Origin of the sequence: Mycolicibacterium chubuense (assembly GCF_001044255.1) — a bacterium.
Lineage (GTDB): Bacteria > Actinomycetota > Actinomycetes > Mycobacteriales > Mycobacteriaceae > Mycobacterium > Mycobacterium chubuense.
In genome coordinates this window covers 127,422-151,162 of record NZ_JYNX01000025.1, presented here as the reverse complement: position 1 = coordinate 151,162, position 23,741 = coordinate 127,422, and the positions used below count along the sequence as shown (strand labels likewise).

22 protein-coding genes and 1 riboswitch are annotated in these 23,741 nt (G+C 69.8%); of the genes, 18 read left to right on the top strand and 4 right to left on the bottom strand.

The window, feature by feature from the left end; translation table 11 throughout:
- The first annotated feature begins 14 nt into the window (after positions 1–14).
- The 3 genes from MCHUDSM44219_RS06915 (at position 15) to MCHUDSM44219_RS06905 (ending at position 3,179) form a co-directional block, all read left to right on the top strand.
- Positions 15–917: a sterol desaturase family protein gene (locus MCHUDSM44219_RS06915; protein WP_082162086.1), complete on the top strand. Its 903-nt coding sequence runs from the start codon at positions 15–17 to the stop codon at positions 915–917.
- Between the two features lie 10 nt (positions 918–927).
- Positions 928–2,334, top strand: coding sequence for an NAD(P)/FAD-dependent oxidoreductase (locus MCHUDSM44219_RS06910; RefSeq protein ID WP_048417492.1), 1,407 nt, complete (start codon positions 928–930; stop codon positions 2,332–2,334).
- Between the two features lie 167 nt (positions 2,335–2,501).
- On the top strand, positions 2,502–3,179 hold the full coding sequence (locus tag MCHUDSM44219_RS06905; protein ID WP_048417491.1) for an Rv1815 family serine proteinase: 678 nt from the start codon (positions 2,502–2,504) through the stop codon (positions 3,177–3,179).
- On the opposite strand, the gene MCHUDSM44219_RS06900 is transcribed toward MCHUDSM44219_RS06905, so the two are convergent.
- The gene (locus MCHUDSM44219_RS06900; RefSeq protein ID WP_048417490.1) at positions 3,176–3,616 is read right to left on the bottom strand and encodes a PNPOx family protein; all 441 of its coding nucleotides are present in this window, start codon (positions 3,614–3,616) and stop codon (positions 3,176–3,178) included. The two genes, MCHUDSM44219_RS06905 and MCHUDSM44219_RS06900, sit on opposite strands and share 4 nt — an antisense overlap.
- A gap of 109 nt (positions 3,617–3,725) precedes the next feature.
- Here MCHUDSM44219_RS06900 and MCHUDSM44219_RS06895 point away from each other — a divergent pair, with 109 nt between their 5' ends.
- On the top strand, positions 3,726–4,406 hold the full coding sequence (locus MCHUDSM44219_RS06895) for a TetR/AcrR family transcriptional regulator (RefSeq protein WP_048417489.1): 681 nt from the start codon (positions 3,726–3,728) through the stop codon (positions 4,404–4,406).
- Here the strand turns inward: MCHUDSM44219_RS06895 and MCHUDSM44219_RS30145 are convergent.
- The gene (locus MCHUDSM44219_RS30145; RefSeq protein ID WP_048417488.1) at positions 4,400–4,915 is read right to left on the bottom strand and encodes a hypothetical protein; all 516 of its coding nucleotides are present in this window, start codon (positions 4,913–4,915) and stop codon (positions 4,400–4,402) included. The two genes, MCHUDSM44219_RS06895 and MCHUDSM44219_RS30145, sit on opposite strands and share 7 nt — an antisense overlap.
- A gap of 93 nt (positions 4,916–5,008) precedes the next feature.
- On the opposite strand from MCHUDSM44219_RS30145, the gene MCHUDSM44219_RS06885 reads away from it, so the two are divergent.
- Positions 5,009–5,503: a VOC family protein gene (locus tag MCHUDSM44219_RS06885; RefSeq protein WP_048417487.1), complete on the top strand. Its 495-nt coding sequence runs from the start codon at positions 5,009–5,011 to the stop codon at positions 5,501–5,503.
- Positions 5,500–7,008 carry an FAD-binding protein gene (locus tag MCHUDSM44219_RS06880; RefSeq protein ID WP_048417486.1) on the top strand — a complete coding sequence of 503 codons (1,509 nt, stop codon included), beginning with the start codon at positions 5,500–5,502 and terminating at the stop codon, positions 7,006–7,008. Before MCHUDSM44219_RS06885 ends, MCHUDSM44219_RS06880 begins: the two co-directional genes overlap by 4 nt.
- Positions 7,009–7,138: 130 nt before the next feature.
- On the opposite strand, the gene MCHUDSM44219_RS06875 is transcribed toward MCHUDSM44219_RS06880, so the two are convergent.
- Complete coding sequence (locus MCHUDSM44219_RS06875) at positions 7,139–9,046, bottom strand: ABC transporter ATP-binding protein/permease (RefSeq protein WP_048417485.1); 1,908 nt, start codon at positions 9,044–9,046, stop codon at positions 7,139–7,141.
- Between the two features lie 54 nt (positions 9,047–9,100).
- Positions 9,101–10,996, bottom strand: coding sequence for an ABC transporter ATP-binding protein/permease (locus MCHUDSM44219_RS06870; protein WP_048417532.1), 1,896 nt, complete (start codon positions 10,994–10,996; stop codon positions 9,101–9,103).
- Between the two features lie 136 nt (positions 10,997–11,132).
- Here MCHUDSM44219_RS06870 and secA2 point away from each other — a divergent pair, with 136 nt between their 5' ends.
- The 12 genes from secA2 (at position 11,133) to MCHUDSM44219_RS06810 (ending at position 23,264) form a co-directional block, all read left to right on the top strand.
- A complete protein-coding gene (secA2, locus tag MCHUDSM44219_RS06865) occupies positions 11,133–13,469 on the top strand; it encodes an accessory Sec system translocase SecA2 (RefSeq protein WP_048417484.1) in 2,337 nt (778 codons plus the stop codon).
- A gap of 9 nt (positions 13,470–13,478) precedes the next feature.
- On the top strand, positions 13,479–14,117 hold the full coding sequence (locus MCHUDSM44219_RS06860; protein WP_109777607.1) for a CDP-alcohol phosphatidyltransferase family protein: 639 nt from the start codon (positions 13,479–13,481) through the stop codon (positions 14,115–14,117).
- Positions 14,114–15,004 carry a DUF881 domain-containing protein gene (locus MCHUDSM44219_RS06855; protein ID WP_048417483.1) on the top strand — a complete coding sequence of 297 codons (891 nt, stop codon included), beginning with the start codon at positions 14,114–14,116 and terminating at the stop codon, positions 15,002–15,004. Before MCHUDSM44219_RS06860 ends, MCHUDSM44219_RS06855 begins: the two co-directional genes overlap by 4 nt.
- 13 nt (positions 15,005–15,017) lie before the next feature.
- Entirely contained in the window at positions 15,018–15,350 is a 333-nt protein-coding gene (locus tag MCHUDSM44219_RS06850) for a small basic family protein (RefSeq protein ID WP_048417482.1), read from the top strand.
- Position 15,351: 1 nt separating this feature from the next.
- Positions 15,352–16,101 (top strand): DUF881 domain-containing protein, encoded by a 750-nt coding sequence (locus tag MCHUDSM44219_RS06845; protein ID WP_048417481.1) that lies wholly within the window; start codon positions 15,352–15,354, stop codon positions 16,099–16,101.
- A gap of 36 nt (positions 16,102–16,137) precedes the next feature.
- A complete protein-coding gene (gene gcvH, locus MCHUDSM44219_RS06840) occupies positions 16,138–16,533 on the top strand; it encodes a glycine cleavage system protein GcvH (protein WP_048417480.1) in 396 nt (131 codons plus the stop codon).
- 145 nt (positions 16,534–16,678) lie between these two features.
- Positions 16,679–17,149, top strand: coding sequence for a glycogen accumulation regulator GarA (gene garA, locus MCHUDSM44219_RS06835; protein WP_048417530.1), 471 nt, complete (start codon positions 16,679–16,681; stop codon positions 17,147–17,149).
- A gap of 43 nt (positions 17,150–17,192) precedes the next feature.
- On the top strand, positions 17,193–17,939 hold the full coding sequence (ftsR, locus tag MCHUDSM44219_RS06830) for a transcriptional regulator FtsR (protein ID WP_048417479.1): 747 nt from the start codon (positions 17,193–17,195) through the stop codon (positions 17,937–17,939).
- 94 nt (positions 17,940–18,033) lie between these two features.
- Positions 18,034–18,528 (top strand): bifunctional nuclease family protein, encoded by a 495-nt coding sequence (locus tag MCHUDSM44219_RS06825; protein ID WP_043409225.1) that lies wholly within the window; start codon positions 18,034–18,036, stop codon positions 18,526–18,528.
- A 215-nt stretch (positions 18,529–18,743) separates the two neighbouring features.
- Complete coding sequence (locus MCHUDSM44219_RS06820; protein ID WP_048417478.1) at positions 18,744–19,364, top strand: MerR family transcriptional regulator; 621 nt, start codon at positions 18,744–18,746, stop codon at positions 19,362–19,364.
- Positions 19,365–19,406: 42 nt separating this feature from the next.
- Positions 19,407–19,505, top strand: a riboswitch (glycine riboswitch).
- 167 nt (positions 19,506–19,672) lie between these two features.
- Complete coding sequence (gene gcvP / locus MCHUDSM44219_RS06815; protein WP_048417477.1) at positions 19,673–22,534, top strand: aminomethyl-transferring glycine dehydrogenase; 2,862 nt, start codon at positions 19,673–19,675, stop codon at positions 22,532–22,534.
- Positions 22,535–22,559: 25 nt separating this feature from the next.
- A complete protein-coding gene (locus tag MCHUDSM44219_RS06810; RefSeq protein ID WP_048417476.1) occupies positions 22,560–23,264 on the top strand; it encodes a thioesterase II family protein in 705 nt (234 codons plus the stop codon).
- Positions 23,265–23,741: the final 477 nt, after the last annotated feature.

The window sequence follows — 23,741 nt, the reverse complement described above, 5'->3', positions numbered from 1 at the left end:
TGCTGCCCCCGCAGATGCGCGACCCGGTGCTGTTCGCGATCCCGTTCTTCCTGCTGCTGCTCATCCTCGAGTGGACCGCGGCCCGCAAGCTCGAACACGTTGTGGCGCAAGGACAGTCACCGGAACCGGGGCGGCCCGCCGCCGGCGCGTATCTGACGCGTGACTCCTGGGCCAGCATCTCGATGGGGCTGGTGTCGGTCGCGACGATGGGCGCGTGGAAGTTGCTGGCGCTGCTGGGCTACGCGGCGATCTACACCTATCTGGCGCCGTGGCACCTGTCGGCCACCCAGTGGTACACGTGGGTGATCGCGCTCGTCGGGGTGGACCTGCTGTTCTACTGCTACCACCGCATCGCCCACCGCGTCCGGCTGATCTGGGCCACCCACCAGGCCCACCATTCCAGCCAGTACTTCAACTTCGCGACCGCGCTGCGCCAGAAATGGAACAACAGCGGCGAGATCCTGATGTGGATCCCGTTGCCGCTGTTGGGCGTTCCGCCGTGGATGGTGTTCTTCAGCTTCTCGGTCAGCCTCGTCTACCAGTTCTGGATCCACACCGAGCGCATCGGCACGCTGCCGCGGCCCGTCGAGTTCGTGTTCAACACCCCCTCGCATCACCGGGTGCACCACGGCATGGACCAGATCTACCTCGACAAGAACTACGGCGGCATCCTGATCATCTGGGACCGGATGTTCGGCACCTTCCAGCCCGAGGTGTTCCGGCCGCACTACGGGCTGACCAAACCGGTGAACACGTTCAACATCTGGCGCCTGCAGACGCGCGAGTACGTCGCGATCGGCCGCGACGTGCGCGCCGCGCGGCGGTTCCGGGACAAACTCGGCTACATCTTCGGCCCGCCCGGCTGGGAACCCGCGAGTGTGGCCGGGAGCGAGACCACAGCGCATGTCACGCCGTAGTCTGCGCGGTGTGGAGACCGTCTTCGATGCCCCCGTCGACCCCGCGCTGATCGACCGGTCACTGTCCGGCAGCACGCTGGGCTCGGTCTGGCTGGACACGCCCCGGCCGGACTACCCGCCGCCGTCGGGTCCCGTCACCGCCGACCTGCTGGTCATCGGCGGCGGCTACACCGGGCTGTGGAGTGCGCTGCACGCCGCACGCCGCCACCCCGACCGGCGGGTGATCCTGATCGAGGCCGACCGCATCGGCTGGGCCGCGTCCGGGCGCAACGGCGGATTCGTCGACGCCAGCCTGACCCACGGCTACGACAACGGGAAATCCCGCTGGCCCGACGAGATGGACACCCTCGAAGCGCTGGGCATGGAGAACCTCGACGGCATGGCCGCCGAGATCGCCGAGCTCGGCCTCGACGTCGAATGGCAGCGCACCGGCATGCTGACCGTGGCCACCGAGCAGCATCAGGTGACCTGGCTGGCCGAGGCCGCCGCCGACAAGCACGGCGAGTTCTTCGACACCGCGCGGGTGCGCGAGGAGGTGCACTCGCCGACCTATCTGGCCGGGCTGTTCAGCGCCGATGACTGCGCGATCGTCAACCCGGCGAAGCTGGCGCTCGAGCTCGCCCGGGCCTGCCGGGAGGCGGGCGTGGAGATCTTCGAGCACACGACGGCGCGCGGGATCGACTCGGGCGGCGCGTCGATCCGGGTGCACACCGACGGCCCGACGCTGACCTGCCGGCAGATCGTGTTGGCCACCAACGTGTTTCCCAGCCTGCTGCGCCGCAATCGGCTCTACACGGTGCCGGTCTACGACTACGTCCTGGCCACCGAACCGCTGACCGACGCCCAGCTCGACCGCATCGGGTGGCGCAACCGGCAGGGCGTCGGCGACTCCGCCAACCAGTTCCACTACTACCGGCTGTCGATGGACAACCGGATCGTGTGGGGCGGGTACGACGCGGTGTACCACTTCGGCCGACGGGTCAAGTCCTCCTACGAGGACCGCGCCGCGAGCTACCGGCGGCTGGCCGCCCACTTCTTCCTGACCTTCCCCGCCCTCGACGACGTGCGCTTCACCCACCGCTGGGCCGGCCCGATCGACACCAACACCCGGTTCTGCGCGCACTGGGGGCTGGCGCGGGAAGGCCGCGTCGCCTACGTCAACGGGTTCACCGGCCTGGGCGTCGGCGCCACCCGGTTCGCCGCCGACGTCTGCCTGGATCTGCTGGACGGCGTCTCCACCCCGCGCACCCGGCTGGAGATGGTGCGCCGCAAGCCGCTGCCGTTCCCGCCCGAGCCGCTGGCCAGCGCCGGGATCCAGGCCACCCGGTGGTCGCTGGACCGGGCCGACCACAACGCGGGGCGCCGCAACCTGCTGCTGCGCGCCCTCGACGCCGCGGGGCTGGGCTTCGATTCTTGACCCGCCCGTGCCCTGAGCCGGTGTAACGCCCCGTTATCGGCCCGCGATGAGCCGGTTACACCGTCGGAGCACGCGGGTATCACCCCGATGTCCCGGCGGTCGCCGAGAACTCATCCGGGGAGAGTGGAGGGGCTGTGTCGAATCGACCGCCGTCGCGAGGACCGAAGATGCTGCCCGCGCTGCTGGCCTGCCTGGCCGCACTGCTGGTGCCGTCGGCCCCGGCCAACGCCCAACCCGACGTGCTCGTCCACCCGGGCATGGAGATCCACCAGGACTCGGTGCTGTGCACGCTGGGCTACGTCGACCCGCAGACCCGCATCGCGTTCACGGCGGGTCACTGCCGGGCTTCGGGCACCGTCACCGACAAGGGCGGCACCGTGATCGGCACCCAGGTCTCGTTCCGGGACAACACCCCCGACGGCACCACGATCGACACCAACCATCAGATCGCCGACTGGCAGGTGATCCAGCTTCTGCCGACCACCGCGGTCAACAACGTGCTGCCCAGCGGCAAGGTGCTGGTCACCGATCCGGCCGTGCTCCCCGTGGCGGGCATGCCGGTGTGCCACTTCGGCGTGGTGACCGGGGAGAGCTGCGGCACCGTCGACGCGGTCAACAACGGCTGGTTCACGATGGCCAACGGGGTGGTGAGCCGCAAGGGCGACTCCGGCGGACCGGTCTACACCACCACACCCGACGGCCGCACCGTGCTCATCGGCGTCTTCAACAGCACCTGGGGCACGTTCCCGGCGGCGGTGTCGTGGCAGACGGCCAGCCAGGAGGCTCACGCGGACACCATCTCCGCCGCGTCCGCGACGATCACGCCGGTCGCAGCGCAGCCCTAACCCGTCAGCTCGAACACCGGGATCGAGGCGGCGACCCCCCGGATCTGCCCGTCGCTCGACGCCGGTGTCAGCCCGCCGGTGTGGCCCTTGACCTGCCAGTACCACCGGTCCAGGTACCGCCGCAGCAGCGCCGGTTTCGCGTCGTCGGGCACCTCGACGACACCGCGGCGCCGGAGGCGGTCACGCGGCCCGGTCTCGACTTCGCCGGCGGCCCGCACGTTGCGGGCCCACTGGGTATTGCCGCGCGGCGACACGAGGTAGTCGCGGCCGTCGACGGTGAGCAGGTTGACCACCACTGAGCGGACCTCCCCACTGGTGCGACCCCGCACGCGCACCGCGGTGCTGCCCTGGACACTGACTCCCCGCTCGGCCAGTCGCCGGATCAGGCCGTTGAAAAGGCGGGTGGCCCGCCCCGGAACGTCGTAGCGCTCGGACATGGTGGTTTCCTTCCGGTCTGAATTCCGAGAGCACTGCTCTCATTTCCAGCGTGACACGACTTCACCAGGAATTCAAGAGCACTGCTCTCGGACATGTCACACTGGCGGCGTGGGCACCCGACAGGACAGCCGTGACCGGATCGAGCGCCGCATCGTCGAGCTGGGCCGGCGCCACCTGATCACCGACGGTGCGGCCGGACTGTCCCTGCGGGCGATCGCCCGCGACCTCGGCATGGTGTCCTCGGCGGTCTACCGGTACGTGGCCAGCCGCGACGACCTGCTGACCCTGCTGCTCGTCGACGCCTACACCGAGCTGGCCGACGCCGTCGACGACGCGCGGGGGGCCGCCGGCGACGATTGGCGCGCCCAGCTGGCGGCCGTCGCCCGTGCCGCCCGGCGGTGGGCCGTCGACCAGCCGGCGAGCTGGGCGCTGCTCTACGGCAGCCCGGTGCCCGGCTACCACGCCCCTCGCGACCGGACCGTCGGCCCCGGCACCCGCGTCGTCGGCGCCCTGTTCGCGGTCGTCGCCGCCGGGGCAGCCGCCGGCGAGATTCCGGCGGCGAAAAGCCCGGCGCCGCAACCACTCTCCTCGGACTACGAGAGCCTACGGGCCGAGTTCGCGGTCGCCGTCGACGATGCGACGCTCACCAAATGCCTGGTGCTGTGGGCGGCGCTGGTCGGCGCGATCAGCCTGGAGGTGTTCGGGCAGTACGGATCCGACACCCTCACCGACCCCGCGCTCGCGTTCGACACGCAGGTCGCGCTGCTGACCGGGATGCTCGCTCAGTAGGTCCAGCTGCCGGCGGGGGCGAGGACGAATCCGTGCTCGCCGTAATGCCGGTCGGGCGGGTCCGGGGTATCGGCCGGCCAGGAGTCGGGTTTGGCGGCGCGGCAGGCCAGCGTGTCCGCGGTCGGCACGGCGCAGACCACGCCGTTGCCCGCCGCGAACCGTGAACCCGTCGGCAGCAGGGGATAGGACCCCTCGTCGGTTCCCACGTCGTCGTGCCCGATCTCGCCGGCGTGCGTCAGCGACACCGACGCCATCGAGACCCCGGACGAGGAGCCGGGCAGCGGACCCCGACAGTAGATCCCGAGATCCGGGATCAGGCTGTCCTGGCAGCGCAGGCCCGCGGGGGTGCTGAACACCCAGCCCGACGTGCTCGGGTGCGCCCCGAAGATCTGGTAACCCGCCGGATCGACCGCGGGATACGCGTCGAGGTCGGGGAAACCGGGCGGGGTCGCCGCCGCCGGTGCGGCGCCGGCCAGTAGCCCGGTCACCACGATGACGAGTGCACGCATGACCGGACTATCGGGTCCCGCCGACCCCGCGTTAGCGACCAAAAGTAGAACACGTTCTAGCCTGGGCGAGCAGCTGGCGATATTCTCGAACCGATGCTTGACCAGACACCTGTCCAGATCGCGTGGGTGACCCGCGATCTGGCGGCCACCGAGGCGGCGCTGAGCGCACTGCTCGGCGCCAAGACCTGGGTGCGCATGCCCGGCGTGCACTTCGGCCCGCAGACGTGCACCTACCGCGGCCGGCCCGCCGACCACGTCGCCGACATCGCGCTGAGTTACGCCGGGGACACCCAGCTCGAGGTGATCGCCCCGGTGCGCGGGGACAGCGTCTACACCGAGTTCCTGGACCGCAGCGGACCCGGACTGCACCACGTGTGCCGGGCCGCCCCCGATGCCGACGCGTTCGACACCGCGGTGCGCGACGCACAGCGCGACGGCGCCGAGGTCACCATGGCGGGAACGATGCCCGGCGGCATGCGCTTCGCCTACCTCTCGGCCGCCGACGCCGGTGTGCCCTACCTCGAAATCGCCTACATCCCAGCTGAATTCGCTGCATTCTTCGACCACATCAAACAGGAGCAGAAGTGAGCATGCACATCCCCGACACCGTCCGCTCGGCCGACGTCACGTCGTGGTCCGACGAGGTGGACGTCGTCGTCCTCGGATTCGGCATCGCCGGCGGGTGCGCGGCGGTCAGTGCGGCCGCCGCCGGCGCGCGTGTGCTGGTGCTCGAGAAGGCGGCCGCCGCGGGCGGCACCACGTCGATGGCCGGCGGGCACTTCTACCTGGGCGGGGGCACCGCCGTCCAACAGGCCACCGGGCACGACGATTCGCCCGAGGAGATGTACAAGTACCTTGTGTCGCAATCACGCGACCCTGAACACGACAAGATCCGCGCCTACTGCGAGGGCAGCGTCGAACACTTCGACTGGCTCGAGGACCTCGGATTCCAGTTCGAGCGCAGCTACTACCCGGGCAAGGTGGTCGTGCCGCCCGGCACCGAGGGCCTGTCCTACACCGGCAACGAGAAGGTCTGGCCGTTCTGCGAGCAGGCCGTGCCCGCCCCGCGCGGCCATTCCGTGCCGGTGCCCGGGGAACTGGGCGGCGCCTCGATGGTGATCGAGCTGCTGGTGAAGCGGGCCGCCGACCTGGGCGTGCAGTTCCGCTACGAGACCGGAGCGACGGCGCTGGTGGTCGACGACGACGGTGCCGTGGTGGGGGTGCGCTGGAAGCACTTCGGCGAGACCGGCGACGTGTCGGCCGGCGCGGTGGTGATCGCCGCCGGCGGGTTCGCGATGAACGCCGCGATGGTCGCCGAGTACACCCCGGCACTCGGGGCCGAACGCAAGACCAAGCACCACGGCACCGTGGCGCCCTACATCCTCGGCAACCCGAACGACGACGGACTCGGCATCGGGCTGGGCGTCTCGGCCGGCGGCGTCGCGACGAACATGGACGAACTGTTCATCACCGCCGCGGCCTATCCGCCCGAGATCCTGCTCACCGGGGTGATCGTGAACGCGGAAGGCAAGCGGTTCGTCGCCGAGGACTCCTACCACGCGCGGACATCGGCGTTCGTGCTCGAACAACCCGATCAGGTCGCCTACCTGATCGTCGACGAGGCGCACATGCAGATGCCCGCGATGCCGCTGATCAAGTTCATCGACGGCTGGGAGACGGTCGCGGAGATGGAGCAGGCGCTGGGCATCCCGGCCGGGAATCTGGCGGCCACGCTGGAGCGCTACAACGCCAACGCCGCCCAGGGCTCCGACCCCGACTTCCACAAGCAGCCCGAATACGTTGCCGCACAGGACAAGGGCCCGTGGGCGGCGTTCGACCTGTCACTGGGCCGGGCCATGTACTCGGGATTCACAATGGGCGGGCTGAAGGTGTCCATCGACGGCGAGGTGCTGCGCGAGGACGGCAGCCCGATCACCGGGCTGTACGCGGCGGGTGCGTGCGCGTCGAACATCGCCCAGGACGGCAAGGGCTACGCCAGCGGCACCCAGTTGGGCGAAGGCTCGTTCTTCGGCCGGCGGGCGGGCGAGCACGCTGCGCGGCGGGCGGCGGCGCCCGCCACGCAGCAGGCCTAGACCCGGGCGGCGGGCTTAGACACAGGCGCCCCACCCCTGAACGTTCTGCACGAAGTCACTCGAACATCGTGTGCACAACGTGAATCTCTGTTGCTGCTGAGGCCGGCGGTCCCGCGCAGGTGCGCCAGGCCTAGACCCGGGCGGGCTCCCCGCCGATCACGCCGAGTTCCCACGCGCCCTCGCCGAGCAACTTCAGCTCGCGGGTGTGGTGCCGCTGCAGCGAGCTGCGGTGGCTGACGCTGACCAGGATGGTGTCGGGCAGTTCGGTGCGCACCAGGTCGTACATCGTCAGCTCGAGGCCCTCGTCGAGCGCTGAGGTGGACTCGTCGAGGAACACGGCCTTCGGCCGGGTCAGCAGGATCCGCGCGAACGCGATGCGCTGCTGCTCGCCGGGGGAGAGCACCTTGGCCCAGTCCTGGATCTCGTCGAGGCGGTCGACGAGATGCGGTAGCGCGACCTTCTGCAGCGCCGTCCGCAGCCGGTCGTCCTCGATGTCGCCGGTCTTGCTCGGGTAGGACACCACGGCCCGCAGATCGCCGAGCGGAACGTAGGGCATCTGCGACAGGAACAGCGTCTCGTTCTCGTCGATCGGATAGGTCAGCCGTCCCGACGTGAACGGCCACAGCTGCGCGAGGCTGCGCAGCAGCGTGGTCTTGCCGGTGCCGGACTTGCCGGTGATCATCAGGCATTCGCCCGGCTCCAGGCGCAGGTTCACCGGGTCGAGCAGCACCGTGCCGTCCGGGGTGCGGACCTCGACGTTCTCGAGCGTGACGTTCTGGCCGGTGCAGCCCGCCACGTCGAGCGCGGGCAGCGCGCGGCCCTGCTCGTCGGCGGTGACCAGCCCGTCGAGACGGATGATCGCCGCGCGGTAGCCGGCGAACAGGTCGTAGGCGTTACGGAAGAACGACAACCCGGACTGGATCGCGCCGAACGCCGACGCCGACTGGTTGAGCGCGCCGAGCGGGATCTCCCCGGCGGCGAACCGCGGGAACTGCACCAGATAGGGCAGCGGCACGATGACCTGGCCCATCGACCAGTTCCAGCCGTTGAACAGAAGTGACCGTTTCACGTAGCGGCGGTAGTTGGTGACGACCGGCGCGAACAGCCGCCGCAGCCCGGTGCGCTCGGCGATCTCGCCGCGGTAGAAGGCCACCGCCTCCGAGGCATCGCGCAGCCGCACCAGCGCGTAGCGGAACGCGGCGTTGTACTTCTCGTTGAGGAACGACAGGTTGATGATCGGGCGGCCGATCCAGAACGCGACGATCGACGCGAAGATCACGTAGACGATGCCGATGAAGAAGATCGCGTGCGGGAGTGTCACGCCGAACATGGTGAGCGGGCCGGAGAGATCCCACAGGATCTTGCCGAACGAGGCCACCGACACCACCGCCGAGATCGCGCCGAACAGAAGCGAACTCGACGAACCGTAGTACGGCACGTTGGGCAGCGGGCCGTTGGTCGCCGTGAAGATGTCGATGTCGGACTGGATGCGCTGGTCCGGATTGTCGATGGTCTCGTCGATGAACCGGGCGCGGTAGTAGGCCCGCCCGTCGAGCCAGTCCCCGGTCATCCGGTCGGTCAGCCAGGCGCGCCACCGTAGGCAGAACCGCTGGAACAGGTACATGTCCAGCAGCAGCTGGGTGATGGAGAGCACGGCCAGGATCGAGAAGATCCCGATCGTCGACCAGAAGCCGTCGATACCGGACTGCCGGACGGCGTCGTTGTCCGAGGTCAGGCCCGACACCACCACCTGGAAGCTGGTCAGCAGATCGTTGCTCTGATAGGTGAACAGCACGTCGAGCCGGACGTTGATCATCACCGACAACAGCAAGATCGCCAGGAACAGCCACACCTTGACGCTCTCGCGCCCGGTGAAGTACGCGCCGGAGATGCGCCAGAACTGCTTGCCCCACGTGGTGAACCGGCCGATCAGCGCCAGCACGATCAGCGTCGCCACCGCCGTGTAGAGCCAGCCCTTGGCGATCCACCAAAGTGAGATCCACAGCTCGCTGCCCCAGTCCAGCGTCGGGGCGAACATTTCTTGCATGCGGGCAAGGTACCGCGACAACCTGGTCGCGGCGTGGCGGAGGCGTCAACCCGCCCGCGCGAGTCTCTCCAGCCGCCACCGTCCGTCGCCGATCAGGGAGAGCCGGCGGTCGTGCAGCAGGTGCACGCTGGCGCGGTGGCTCACGCTGACGATGATCATGTCGGGCAGCCGCTCACGCAGCAGGCCGTAGAGCATCTGCTCGAGACCCTCGTCCATCGCCGAGGTCGACTCGTCGAGGAACACCGCGCTGGGCGCCCCGAGTAGCACCCGGGCGAACGCGATGCGCTGCTGCTCACCGACCGAGAGCGCCTTCGCCCAGTCCTGGCTGTCGGCGAGCCGGATCATCAAGTGCGGCAACGCCACATCGAGTAGCGCCCGCTGGATGGCGGTGTCGTCGACGTCGCCGGGCGGGTGCGGATAGGTGACCGCGGCGCGCAGATCGCCCAGCGGCAGGTAGGGCAGCTGGGGCACGAACATCACCGCGTCGCGCCCGCGCGGCAGTCGCACCCGGCCCGTCGCGTACGGCCACAGCCCGGCCAGGCTGGCCAGCAGCACCGACTTCCCGATCCCCGACGGGCCCGCGACGACCAGCGATTCACCGCTGCCGATGTCCAGATCCAGCGGATGCAGCAGCGTCGTCCCGTCGGGCTTGCGCACCTCCACCCCGGCCACCTCCAGGTCGCCGCCGGGGGAGTCGACGACCTCGACGGCGGTGAACGTGCCCGCCCGGTCGTTCTGCTCGGCCAACCCGTCGAGCCGGATGATCGCCGCCCGGTAGCTGGCGAACTGGTCGTAGGCGTTGCGGAAGAACGACAGCGAGTCGTGGATGGCGCCGAAGGCGTTGGAGGACTGCCACACCCCGCCGAAGGAGATCCGCTGCGCGAACAGGCCCTGGGCCTGCACCAGCCACGGCAGCGGGTTGATGGCCTGGCTCATCGACACGTTCCACCCGAAGAACAGCATCATCCGGTGCAGCCAGTGCCGGTAGTTGTCCATCACCGCGTCGAGGCGCCCACGCAGCAGCGAGCGTTCGGCCGGTTCACCGCGGTAGAGGCCGATCGCCGCGCTGCCGTCGCGCACCCGCACCAGCGCGTACCGGAAACCCGCGTTACGCAACTCGTTGAGGTAACTGAGCCGGATCAGCGGACGGCCGATCGCGAACGCCACGATGGTCGCCACCGCCACGTACACCAGCACGATCCAGAACAGGGCGCGCTGCAGCGTCACCCCGCCGAGCGTGACCGGTTCGGAGAGCCGCCACAGGATGGCGCCGAACGACAGCACCGACAGCACGGCCTCGACCGCGCCGAACAGCAGCGTGTTGCCGGAGTTGTAGATCGGGTTGTTGGTGTCGCCGCCCACACCGGTGGTGAACACGTCGACGTCCTGCTGGATGCGCTGATCGGGGTTGTCGATCGGCCGGCCCGCGAATTGCGCCCGGTAGTAGGCCAGGTCGCCGAGCCAGCCGTCGATGAAGCGCCGGCTCAGCCAGATCCGCCACCGCATGATGAACCGCTGCGTGAGGTACATGTCGAGCAGCAGGCGCACGATGTAGCAGCCGGCGAGCACCGCGAACACCACCATCGTGGCCCAGAACCCCGCGATGCCGCTCGACCGGCCCGCCCCCTGCGAGAACGCGATCTGCAGCGCGGTGAACAGGTCGTTGACGTAGTAGGTCAGCAGCACGTTGATGCGCACCGAGACGATCACCGACAGCAGCAACAGCCCGACCAGCGCCCAGACCTTCAGGCTGGCCCGGCCGGTGAAGTAGCCGCCGGTGACCCGCCAGAACTGGCGGCCCCATTCGGTGAACCGCCCGATCAGCACCAACACGACGCCCAGACAGAGCGCACTCACCGCGAACGCGGTGAGCACCCAGATCGTCGAGCTGACCCACTCACGGCCCCAGTCGAGGGTCGGCTGGAACGACTCGGTGTCCACGACGCGCACCCCCCCTTCCGCGGTCCGGCCTGCGGCGAAGTTACCGCAGGACCGCCGCGCCGACGGGGAACGCGCCGCGATTGCCCAGGCCGTGGGAGGCACGCACCCGGGGAACGCGCCCGCGTACCGTGATCATGTGGCACGCACCTCATCGAAGACGACGAAATCCTCGACCGGGCGCCTGTCCGGCCGGTTCTGGAAACTCCTCGGCGCCAGCACGGACAAGGACCAGAGCCGCTCGATGGAGCAGGTCCGCGCGGCAACCGATTTCGACGCCAAGGCCGCCGACCTCGACGACGAGCAGCTGCGCAAGGCCGCCACTCTGCTCGAGCTCGGCGACCTGGCGGACTCGGCCGACATCCCGCAGTTCCTGGCGATCGCGCGGGAGGCCTCCGACCGCGCCACCGGCCTGCGCGCGTTCGATGTGCAGCTGCTCGGTGCGCAGCGGATGCTCGCCGGCGATGTCGTCGAGATGGCCACCGGCGAGGGCAAGACCCTCTCCGGCGCGATCGCGGCCGCCGGTTACGCGCTGGCGGGGCGCAACGTGCACGTCATCACGATCAACGACTACCTGGCCCGCCGCGACGCCGAGTGGATGGGTCCGCTGATCGAGGCCATGGGGTTGACGGTCGGCTGGATCACCGCCGACTCCACCCCCGCCGAGCGCCGCGCCGCCTACGAGTGCGACATCACCTACGCCTCGGTCAACGAGATCGGCTTCGACGTGCTGCGCGACCAGCTGGTCACCGATGTCGCCGACCTGGTGTCGCCGAACCCCGACGTCGCACTCATCGACGAGGCCGACTCGGTGCTCGTCGACGAGGCGCTGGTGCCGCTGGTGCTGGCGGGCACCAGCCACCGCGAGTCGCCGCGGGTGGACCTGATCCGGTTCGTCGGCGAGCTCGTCGAGGGCACCGATTACGCCACCGACGCCGAGGGCCGCAACGTCCACCTCACCGAATCCGGCGCCCAGAAGATCGAGGCCCGGCTCGGCGGTATCGACCTGTACTCCGAGGAGCACGTCGCGACCACGCTGACCGAGGTCAACGTCGCGCTGCACGCGCACGTACTGCTGCAGCGCGACGTGCACTACATCGTCCGCGACGACGCGGTGCACCTGATCAACGCCTCCCGCGGCCGGATCGCCACGCTGCAGCGCTGGCCGGACGGGCTTCAGGCCGCGGTGGAGGCCAAGGAGGGCATCGAGACCACCGAGACGGGCGAGGTGCTCGACACCATCACGGTGCAGGCGCTGATCAACCGCTACCCGACGGTGTGCGGGATGACCGGTACCGCGCTGGCCGCCGGTGAGCAGCTGCGCCAGTTCTACAAGCTGGGGGTCTCGCCGATCCCGCCCAACGCGCCCAACATCCGCGAGGACGAACCCGACCGCGTCTACGTCACCGCGGCCGCCCGCAACGACGCTGTCGTCGACCACATCGCCGAGGTGCACAAGACGCGTCAACCGATCCTCGTCGGCACCCGCGACGTCGCCGAGTCCGAGGACCTGCACCGCCGGCTGGTCAAGGCCGGTGTGCCCGCGGTGGTGCTGAACGCCAAGAACGACGCCGAGGAGGCAGCGGTCATCGCCGAAGCCGGCAAGCTCGGCGCGGTCACCGTGTCGACCCAGATGGCCGGCCGCGGCACCGACATCCGGCTGGGCGGCTCCGACGAAGCCGACCACGACGCCGTCGCCGACCTGGGCGGTCTGCACGTGATCGGAACCGGTAGGCACCACACCGAACGGCTCGACAACCAGCTGCGCGGCCGCGCCGGCCGGCAGGGCGACCCCGGCTCCACGGTGTTCTTCTCCAGCTGGGAGGACGACGTCGTGGTGTCGCACCTGGACGCCGGCAAGCTGCCGCTGGACTGCGACGAGGACGGCAAGGTGCTCAGCCCCAAGGCGGCCAGCCTGCTCGAGCACGCCCAGCGCATCGCCGAGGGTCGGCTGCTCGACGTGCACGCCAACACCTGGCGCTACAACCAGCTGATCGCCCAGCAGCGCGCCATCCTGGTGGAACGCCGCGACACCCTGCTGCGCACCGCGACCGCCAGGGACGAACTGGCCAACCTGTCCCCGGAGCGGTACGCCGACCTCAGTGAGCAGGTGGGTGAGGAGAAGCTGGAGAAGATCTGCCGGCTGATCATGCTGTACCACCTGGACCGCGGCTGGGCCGATCACCTCGCCTACCTGGCCGACATCCGGGAGAGCATCCACCTGCGCGCGCTGGGCAGGCAGAACCCGCTCGACGAGTTCCACCGCCTCGCCGTCGACGCGTTCGGATCCCTGGCCGCCGACGCGATCGAGGCCGCCCAGCAGACCTTCGACACCGCGCCGTCGATCGAGGACGAGCCGGGGGTCGACCTGTCGAAGCTGGCGCGGCCGACCTCGACGTGGACGTACATGGTCCACGACAACCCGCTCAACGACGACACCCTCTCGGCGCTGAGCCTGCCCGGGGTGTTCCGCTAGGTTCTACCCATGGCCCGCGGGTTGGAACACGGGGAAACCCCGGCGCCGCGCGACCGGATCTGGACGGTGCCCAACGCGCTGTCGGTGATCCGGCTCGTGCTGGTCCCGGTGTTCCTGGTGCTGCTGCTCGTTCTGCACGCCAACGCCTGGGCCGTCGCCGTGCTGATGTTCAGCGGAGTGTCCGACTGGGCCGACGGCAAGATCGCGCGGCTGTTCGCCAACCAGTCCTCCCGGCTGGGCGCGCTGCTCGATCCGGCGGTCGACCGCATCTACATGATCGTGACCCCGGTCGCCATGGCGCTCGCCGGCGCGGTGCCGTGGTGGATCGTCGCGACGCTGCTGGGCCGCGACCTGGTGCTGGCGACCACGCTGCCGCTGCTGCGCAGCCGCGGCCTGACGGCGCTGCCGGTCACCTACATCGGCAAGGCCGCCACGTTCGCGCTGATGTCCGGCCTCCCGCTGGTCCTGCTCGGGCAAGGTTCCGGGCAGGACACTGCGCAGTGGACCCGGGTGGTGCTGGCCATCGGCTGGGGCTTCCTGATCTGGGGCATGGCGATGTACCTGTGGTCCGGGGTGCTGTACCTGCTGCAGGTGGGCATGGTCGCGCGACGCATGCCCCGGGTGTCGTCCCGAACGTCGGTCCCGTGACCGAGCTGGGGGGCTGGGATCCCACGTCCGGGCGCAGCGCGCACCGGGCGGGCGCCCCGACGCTGATCCCGGTGCCGTCCCTGCTGCGGTCCCTGCTGTCCGACCACCTCGACCCCGGCTATGCCGCCGCCGCACGCTCACCGCATCCGCGCCGTGCCGTCGACCGGGTGTGGCAGGTGGCCGCCGCGGCGCTGGTGGCCGCGGTGTTCGCGCTGGCCTGGTCGCAGGCCAAGGCCACCGCGCCGGGGGTCCGGGAGTCCCAGCAGGTGCTCGCCGCCAGCGTGCGCTCGGCCGAGGCGTCCACCGACGAGCTGACCGTCCGGCGCAACGGGCTGGCCGCCGATGTGGACTCCGAGCGCCGCAGCCGGCTGGCCGGCGACGCGACCGGCCGGCAACTGCTCGGCGACCTCGACCAGGCGAACTTCGCGGCGGCCGCCACCCCGGTGATCGGGCCCGGACTGACCGTCACCGTCACCGATCCCGGTGTCACGCGCGACCTCACCGACGTGTCCAAGCAGCGGGTCGAGGGCAGCCGGCAGGTGATCCTCGACCGGGACCTGCAGCTGGTGGTCAACTCGCTGTGGCTCAGTGGCGCCGAGGCGATCTCGGTCGGGGGAGTGCGCATCGGCCCCAACGTGACCATCCGGCAGGCGGGCGGCGGCATCCTGGTCGACAATCAACCGATCGCCAGTCCCTACGCCATCCTCGCGGTGGGCCCGCCGCACGCGATGGCCGACACCTTCAACCGCAGCTCGGGCCTGCAGCGGCTGCGGCTGCTCGAGTCGTCCTACGGAGTCGGGGTGAGTGTGGCGAACGGGGACGGGCTGACCCTGCCCGCCGGCTCGATCCGCGATCTGAACTTCGCCACCGAGTCGGGGCCGAAGTGAGAGGCACATCCGCGTGATCGGCATCATCGCGCTCGTCGTCGGCATCGTCATCGGGGTGGTGTTCCACCCCAGCGTTCCCGAGGTGATCCAGCCGTATCTGCCCATCGCCGTCGTCGCCGCGCTGGACGCGGTGTTCGGCGGCCTGCGCGCCTACCTGGAGAAGATCTTCGACGCCAAGGTGTTCGTGGTGTCGTTCGTCTTCAACGTCCTGGTGGCGGCCCTGATCGTCTACGTCGGCGACCAGCTCGGAGTGGGCACGCAACTGTCCACCGCGATCATCGTCGTCCTCGGCATCCGGATCTTCGGCAACGCCGCGGCGCTGCGGCGGAGGCTGTTCGGGGCGTGAGATGAGCAACGAGCAGCACGGCCGCCACGAGCTGCCCCCCGAGGCCGGGACCGCCCCGCGCGGCGGGCGCCGGGTGTTCGGGGTGCTGGCGGTGCTGCTGTGCCTGGTGCTCGGCATCGCGATCGCCACGCAGGTGCGGCAGACCGATTCGGGCGACTCCCTGGAAACCGCCCGCCCCGCCGACCTGCTGGTGCTGCTCGACTCGCTGCAGCAGCGCGAGGCGGCCCTCAACTCCGAGGTCGCGGACCTGCAGCGGACACTGGCCGAACTGCAGGCCTCGGGCAGCAGCGACCAGGCCGCGATCGAGAACGCCAGGGCCCGGCTGGCGGCGCTTTCGATTCTGATCGGCACCGTGGCCGCGACCGGGCCGGGGGTGACGCTGACGATCACCGACCCTGCGCCGGGCGTGGCGGCCGAGACGATGCTCGACGTGATCAACGAGCTGCGCGCCGCGGGCGCCGAGGCGATGGAGATCCGCGGCGGGCAGAACTCCGTGCGCATCGGCGTGGACACCTGGGTGGTCGGGCCCCCGGGTGCGCTGATCGTCGATTCGGCCACGCTCAATCCCGCGTATTCCGTTGTGGCCATTGGGGATCCGCCGACACTGGCGGCCGCGATGAACATCCCCGGCGGAGCGATGGACAGCATCGAACGCGTCGGCGGGACGATGGTGGTACAACAGTCCGACCGGGTCGACGTGACCGCCTTGCGGCAACCGAAACCGCGCCAATACGCTCAGCCCGTCAAGTGACGTGACCGTCAGGTCGCACGAGAACCAAGGAGCGCCGTGACCGAGATTCCCGCCGACCTGTCCTACACCGCCGAACACGAGTGGGTGGCGCGCAGCGGCGACGACACGGTCCGCGTCGGCATCACCGACTTCGCGCAGTCCGCGCTGGGCGACGTGGTGTTCGTCCAGCTGCCCGACGTCGGGGCGGAGATCAGCGCGGGGGAGTCCTTCGGCGAGGTGGAGTCGACGAAGTCGGTGTCGGATCTCTACGCCCCCGTCACCGCGAAAGTCGTTGCGGTCAATGGTGATCTGGAGTCGAATCCGCAGCTGGTCAACTCCGACCCGTACGGCGAGGGCTGGCTGGTCGAACTGCAGGCCGACGGCGAGTCGCTGCGCGCCGCGCTGGACGCGCTGCTCGACGCGGAGGGCTACCGCGCCCACGTGACCGAGTAGGTGTTGTTAGGGTCGGTGCGACCAGGATGCGGATCCGGCCGTGGTGGACACAACGCGGTCCACTGCACGGTACGGTCGACACCAGCGGCGCGATGGCTGGATGTCCCGGCCGGATACCGCCACAGCAGCCAGTGAGGAGCAGCGGGTGACGGAAAAAGACTTCAACTCGGGGGCCGACTCTGACGAAGTCACCGTGGAAACGACATCGGTCTTCCGCGCCGACTTCCTCAACGAGCTCGACGCACCGCCCGCGGCGGGCGGCGAGAGCGCGGTGTCCGGCGTCGAAGGGCTGCCGGTGGGGTCGGCGCTGCTGGTGGTGAAGCGGGGGCCCAACGCGGGCTCGCGGTTCCTGTTGGACCAGCCCACCACGTCGGCGGGCCGGCATCCCGACAGCGACATCTTCCTCGACGACGTCACCGTGAGCCGCCGGCATGCGGAGTTCCGCCTCGAGGGCGGCGAGTTCCAGGTCGTCGACGTCGGCAGCCTCAACGGCACCTACGTCAACCGGGAGCCCGTCGACTCCGCGGTACTGGCCAACGGCGACGAGGTGCAGATCGGCAAGTTCCGCCTGGTGTTCCTGACCGGACCCAAGGGCGACGACGGCAACCCAGCCTGACGCAGCCGAGTAACCGACCTACCGACCGCGGCGGCGACCTGCGATGACCCAACCCGAGACCCCGGCGCTCGCCGGGATGTCCATCGGGGTCGTGCTGGACACGCTGCGCTCCGAGTTCCCCGACGTCACGATCTCCAAGATCCGGTTCCTCGAGGCCGAAGGGCTCGTCACACCGCAGCGCACCGCGTCGGGCTACCGGCGCTTCACCGCCTACGACTGTGCCCGACTGCGCTTCATCCTCACCGCGCAGCGTGATCACTATCTGCCGCTGAAGGTGATCAAGGCCCAGCTCGACGCGCTGCCCGACGGTGAACTGCCGCAGAGCGGTTCGGCCTACGCCGCTCCCCGCCTGGTGCCGGTGGGCGGCTCAGACGGCGCGGAGGCGGTGCTCCCAAGTGCGCCGGCCCAGAGCCGCCTCAGCCGCGAGGCGCTGCTGGAACGCTCGGGCGTCGACGAGGAGTTGCTGAACTCTCTGGTCAAAGCCGGCATCATCACGCCGATCTTCAAGGGCGCCGGCACCGTGTTCTTCGACGAGCACGCAGTGGTCATCGCCCAGTGCGCCCGGGCGCTGGCGGACTACGGCGTCGAACCGCGGCACCTGCGGGCGTTCCGGTCCGCGGCCGACCGGCAGTCGGACCTGATCGCCCAGATCGCGGGCCCGGTCGTCAAGGCGGGCAAGGCCGGCGCGCGCGACCGCGCCGACGACCTGGCACGCGAGGTGGCGGCCCTGGCGATCACGTTGCACACGTCGTTGATCAAGTCGGCCGTACGCGACGTTCTCGATCGCTGAGGACTAGACTCGATTCGACGGCTTCACCGTCGCGTCCGGGCCGTCGACAGGGCCGGACGGAACAGGGCAACACCGGTGCGGAGGGCAGGCACACATGGGTGAGGTTCGCGTCGTCGGAATCCGCGTGGAACAGCCGCAGAACCAGCCCGTTCTGTTGCTGCGGGAGTCCAACGGCGACCGCTATCTGCCGATCTGGATCGGGCAGTCCGAGGCCGCGGCCATCGCCCTGGAGCAGCAGGGGGTGGAGCCCGCCCGGCCGCTCACCCACGACCTGTTCCGCGATGTCATTGCCGCCCTTGGTCATTCACTCAAAGAAGTGCGCATCGTCGATCTGCAGGAAGGCACGTTCTACGCCGACCTGATCTTCGACCGCGACATCAAGGTCTCGGCGCGGCCGTCGGATTCGGTGGCCATCGCGCTGCGGGTCGGGGTGCCGATCTACGTCGAGGAGGCGGTGCTCGCCGAAGCCGGGCTGCTGATCCCCGACGAGAACGACGACGAGGCGACCGGCGCCGTCCGCGAGGATGAGGTGGAGAAGTTCAAGGAGTTCCTGGATTCGGTGTCCCCGGACGACTTCAAAGCGACCTAGGACTGCCGCCTAGCGCCTCTTGGTCACGGATGCGTCTCGTCGCGCTCGACACGCGGGGCGAGTTTCCGGCACCTCCCCGACGGGCAGCCATACTTGGTCCCGACGGGCAGTCAAGACAGTCGTCCGAGCGTATGCTCGAACGAGGTTCGGGCTGGGATAACGTGCGCCCACGCAGGTCAGGCGACGCGAGTTCGATCGGCGAGAGGATTCGACAAGTGGGAGACACGCCCCGCCAGGAGCAACTGGATCTCAACACCGGCTCTCCTTCGGCGGACCCTCTTCCCCGGGCGGCCGAGCCGGTGCAGGCCGGTCTGTTCCCCGATGACTCGGTGCCCGACGAACTCGTCGGCTACCGCGGGCCCAGCGCCTGCCAGATCGCCGGCATCACCTACCGGCAGCTCGACTACTGGGCCAGGACCTCACTGGTGGTGCCCTCGATCCGCGGCGCCGCGGGATCGGGCAGCCAGCGGCTGTACTCCTTCAAGGACATCCTCGTCCTCAAGATCGTCAAACGCCTCCTCGACACCGGCATCTCGCTGCACAACATCCGTGTCGCGGTCGACCATCTGCGCCAGCGCGGCGTCTCCGATCTGGCCAACATCACGCTGTTCTCCGACGGCACCACGGTCTACGAGTGCACCTCGGCCGAGGAAGTGGTGGATCTGCTGCAGGGCGGTCAGGGCGTGTTCGGCATCGCGGTCTCGGGCGCGATGCGGGAACTCACGGGCGCCATCGCCGACTTCCCGGGTGAGCGTGCCGACGGCGGCGAGTCGATCTCCGCGCCCGAGGACGAACTCGCCTCCCGGCGCAAGCACCGCGACCGCAAGATCGGCTGATCGGGCGATCGCGAATCCGGGCCGGTAGACTCGGGTCCGCATCGCCCTCTCGCGGGAGAGTTCCGTGGCCGCCAGTCACGGACGCCGAAGGAGCAACACCTCTCCGTCAACCTCTCAGGCACCCCGGACCGCGACCGGCCCCGATGCCTCTGGAAAGCGGTGCCTCGCACCCGCCCATGGGGAAAGGCCAACTCGACCCGCGTCGAGAGTGCCGAATCTCTCAGGCCGCCCGGGACCGGGCCGACGACAGAGGGGGAGGAGCCGCTCCGCGTGCGCTCCTCGCGCCCGAACGTCGGGAGACGTCCCTCGTGTCTGATCAGCCCACCCCCACCGAGCTCACCTTCGTCGACCGCCACATCGGCCCGGACGCCGACGCCGTCGCCACGCTGCTCACCACCATCGGCGTCGACTCCCTCGACGAACTCGCCGCCAAGGCGCTGCCCGCCGGCATCCTCGACGCACTGACCGACGAGGGTGTGGCGCCCGGTCTCGACCACCTGCCGCCGGCGGCGTCGGAGGCGGAAGCGCTCGCCGAGTTGCGGGCGCTCGCCCAGTCGAACACCGTCGCGGTGTCGATGATCGGGCAGGGCTACTTCGACACCCTGACCCCGCCGGTGCTCAAGCGCAACATCCTCGAGAACCCGGCGTGGTACACCGCCTACACGCCCTACCAGCCCGAGATCAGCCAGGGCCGGCTGGAGGCCCTGCTGAACTTCCAGACCATGGTGACCGATCTGACCGGGCTGGAGGTGGCCAACGCCTCGATGCTGGACGAGGCCACCGCCGCTGCCGAGGCGATGACGCTGATGCAGCGCGCGGTGCGCGGCTCGGGTCGCCGGCTGGCGGTCGACACCGACGTCTATCCGCAGACCGCGGCTGTGCTCGCCACCCGCGCCGAGCCGCTCGGCATCGAGATCGTCACCGCCGACCTTCGTCAGGGTCTGCCCGAGGGCGACTTCTTCGGCGTGATCGCCCAGCTGCCCGGTGCCGGCGGCGCTGTCCACGACTGGAGCGACCTCGTCGCCCAGGCTCATGAGCGCGGCGCCTTGGTGGCGATCGGCGCCGACCTGCTCGCGCTGACGCTGATCGCGCCGCCGGGCGAGATCGGCGCGGACGTCGCGTTCGGCACCACCCAGCGGTTCGGGGTGCCGATGGGCTTCGGCGGTCCGCACGCCGGTTACCTGGCGGTGCACGCCAAGCACGCGCGGCAGCTGCCGGGCCGGCTGGTCGGGGTGTCGGTGGACGCGGACGGGGCGCCGGCCTACCGACTGGCGCTGCAGACCCGTGAACAGCACATTCGCCGCGACAAGGCGACCAGCAACATCTGCACCGCGCAGGTGCTGCTCGCCGTGATGGCCGCGATGTACGCGAGCTACCACGGGGCCGACGGCCTGCGCGCGATCGCCGGCCGCGTGCACGATCGCGCCCGGGCCCTGGCGGGCGGGCTGACCGAGGCCGGCATCGAGGTGGTGCACTCCGCGTTCTTCGACACCGTGCTGGCGCACGTGCCGGGCCGGGCCCGCGAGGTCGTCGACGCCGCCAAGCGCCGCGGCATCAACCTGTGGCTGGTCGATACCGACCACGTGTCGGTGGCCTGCGACGAGGCCACCACCGAGGCGCACGTCGCCGACGTGCTCAGCGCGTTCAGCGGCGGGGCCACCGCAGTGCCGACCGCGCGCGCCGGCGCGGACATCGCGACGAGGACCACCGAGTTCCTGACCCACCCGGCGTTCACGTCGTACCGCACCGAGACCTCGATGATGCGGTACCTGCGCTCGCTGGCCGACAAGGACATCGCGCTCGACCGCAGCATGATCCCGCTGGGCTCCTGCACGATGAAACTCAACGCGGCCGCCGAGATGGAGCCGATCACCTGGCCCGAGTTCGGCCGCCAGCACCCGTTCGCGCCGGCCTCGGACACCCCGGGCCTGCGCCGGCTGATCGCCGACCTGCAGGCGTGGCTGACCGGGATCACCGGATACGACGAGATCTCGCTGCAGCCCAACGCCGGATCGCAGGGCGAGTACGCGGGCCTGCTGGCGATCCAGGCCTACCACATCGCGAACGGCCAGGCCGAGCGCAACGTGTGCCTGATCCCGTCCAGCGCGCACGGCACCAACGCCGCATCGGCCGCGCTGGCCGGCATGAAGGTGGTCGTGGTGGCCTGCCGGGAGAACGGGGACGTCGACCTCGACGACCTGCGCGCCAAGGTGGCCGAGCACGCCGAGCGGCTCTCGGCGCTGATGATCACCTACCCGTCCACCCACGGCGTCTACGAGCACGACGTCGCCGACATCTGCGCGGCCGTGCACGACGCCGGGGGTCAGGTCTACGTCGACGGCGCCAACCTCAACGCGCTGGTCGGGCTGGCCCGGCCGGGCCGGTTCGGCGGCGACGTCAGCCACCTCAACCTGCACAAGACGTTCTGCATCCCGCACGGCGGCGGCGGGCCCGGTGTGGGTCCGGTGGCGGTGCGTGCGCACCTGGCGCCGTACCTGCCCGGGCACCCGCTGGCCGAGGAACTGTCGGACGACCTGACCGTGTCGGCGGCGCCGTACGGGTCGGCGTCGATCCTGCCGATCACGTGGGCCTACATCCGGATGATGGGCGCGGCCGGGTTGCGGTCGGCGACGCTGGTCGCGATCGCGTCGGCCAACTACATCGCCCGCCGCCTCGACGAGTACTACCCGGTGCTCTACACCGGCGAGAACGGCATGGTCGCCCACGAATGCATCCTCGATCTGCGCGGGATCACCAAGGCCACCGGTGTGACGGTCGACGACGTGGCCAAGCGCCTTGCCGACTACGGCTTCCACGCCCCGACGATGAGTTTCCCGGTGGCCGGCACGCTGATGGTGGAGCCCACCGAGAGCGAGTCGCTGGCCGAGGTCGATGCGTTCTGCGAGGCGATGATCGCGATCCGCGCCGAGATCGACAAGGTCGGCTCCGGGGTGTGGCCCGCCGACGACAATCCGCTGCGCGGCGCCCCGCACACCGCGGAATGCCTGACGGCCGACGACTGGCAGCATCCCTACACCCGGCAGGAGGCGGCGTACCCGCTGGGCCACGGGTTCCGGCCGAAGGTGTGGCCGCCGGTGCGTCGCATCGACGGCGCCTACGGCGACCGCAACCTGGTGTGCTCGTGCCCGCCCGTGGAGGCGTTCGCCTGAAAGGGACGGACGATAGGGTGTCCGGGTGACACAGCCCAGGTTGTTCATCTTCCCGCACGCCGGCGGGTCGGCGCAGTACTACGTGCCGTTCGCCAAGACGTTCACGATCGACGTCAAGCGGACGGCGGTGCAGTACCCCGGGCAGCGCGGTAAGCAGGACTTCGCGTCGTTCACCAGCCTGCCCGCGCTGGCCGACGAGGTGGTGACGATGGTGTCGCCGGACAAAGACCATGGCGGGCCCGTCTTCTTCTTCGGGCACAGCATGGGTGGCCTGCTGGCCTTCGAGGTGGCGCGCCGGTTCGAGGCGGCGGGCCGGCCGATCGGCGCGTTGTTCGTCTCGGCGGTCGCCGCACCGGGCCACGTCGGGTACGAGGACATCCCGGACGACGACGACGGCCTGCTGGCGGCGGTCAGCACGATGACGGGCGCCAATCCCGAGTTCATGAAGAACCCGGAGTTTGCCGCGGCGATCCTGCCGACGCTGCGCGGGCTCAAGGCGATCGCGAACTACTCCTGCCCGCCCGAGGTGACGCTGTCCTGCCCGATCCACGCCTACTACGGCGACGACGACGAAATCGCGACGGCCGAGAAGGTCAAGCCCTGGGCCGACCGCACCACCGCCGAGTTCACCGCCACCGAACTGCCGGGGCACCACTTTTACCTCAATGAGCACCTCGGCGAGGTGGTGCCCGACATCGAGGGCAAGATCGCGGCGCGCGCGGCCCGATAGCCTACGACACCGCTGTGGTCTTCGCCACACCATTGGCGGACCTTTCGGGAACCGTCATCTCCGACAGAGCACACCCGCGCGGTCGGGAGGGGCGCCGTCGACAGGCCGGTCCGAACCTCCCCGGACCTGCTTCTTACCGGTGAGTCAGGAACAAACACGACGCGGCCGTGCAGATTTCGCAAATTGCTTACGCGCGCGTCAAGACGAAAGGAGCATTGCGTTCAGCTGCCCTGCTCAGGTGCCCGCGTACCGGGCAGTTTCCCACCCGAGCAACCAGGATCCCCCGAGTGAGGTGGGGCGTTTGCGGTCCTGGCAAAACTCCAGGCCCGCCGGTGGGAATAAATTGCACACCCGCGTTTGCTCTCTGCGGGCGAAATTTTAGCTGGTGGCGCCGCTTTCCTCTGGCAAGCAATTCGTGGTCTAATCCTTGGTCGGATTGCACGACATTGGGTACGGGTCGGTGTTAGCCTTCGGGCG

Coding starts and splice junctions, on each gene's coding strand:
- MCHUDSM44219_RS30145 (WP_048417488.1), bottom strand. CDS start 4,915: ATGCGTGCACTCGTCATCGTGGTGACCGGGCTACTGGCCGGCGCCGCA.
- MCHUDSM44219_RS06860 (WP_109777607.1), top strand. CDS start 13,479: ATGGCCCGCGGGTTGGAACACGGGGAAACCCCGGCGCCGCGCGACCGG.
- MCHUDSM44219_RS06885 (WP_048417487.1), top strand. CDS start 5,009: ATGCTTGACCAGACACCTGTCCAGATCGCGTGGGTGACCCGCGATCTG.
- MCHUDSM44219_RS06845 (WP_048417481.1), top strand. CDS start 15,352: ATGAGCAACGAGCAGCACGGCCGCCACGAGCTGCCCCCCGAGGCCGGG.
- MCHUDSM44219_RS06825 (WP_043409225.1), top strand. CDS start 18,034: ATGGGTGAGGTTCGCGTCGTCGGAATCCGCGTGGAACAGCCGCAGAAC.
- MCHUDSM44219_RS06915 (WP_082162086.1), top strand. CDS start 15: ATGCGCGACCCGGTGCTGTTCGCGATCCCGTTCTTCCTGCTGCTGCTC.
- MCHUDSM44219_RS06875 (WP_048417485.1), bottom strand. CDS start 9,046: ATGTTCGCCCCGACGCTGGACTGGGGCAGCGAGCTGTGGATCTCACTT.
- ftsR (WP_048417479.1), top strand. CDS start 17,193: ATGACCCAACCCGAGACCCCGGCGCTCGCCGGGATGTCCATCGGGGTC.
- MCHUDSM44219_RS06905 (WP_048417491.1), top strand. CDS start 2,502: ATGCTGCCCGCGCTGCTGGCCTGCCTGGCCGCACTGCTGGTGCCGTCG.
- MCHUDSM44219_RS06900 (WP_048417490.1), bottom strand. CDS start 3,616: ATGTCCGAGCGCTACGACGTTCCGGGGCGGGCCACCCGCCTTTTCAAC.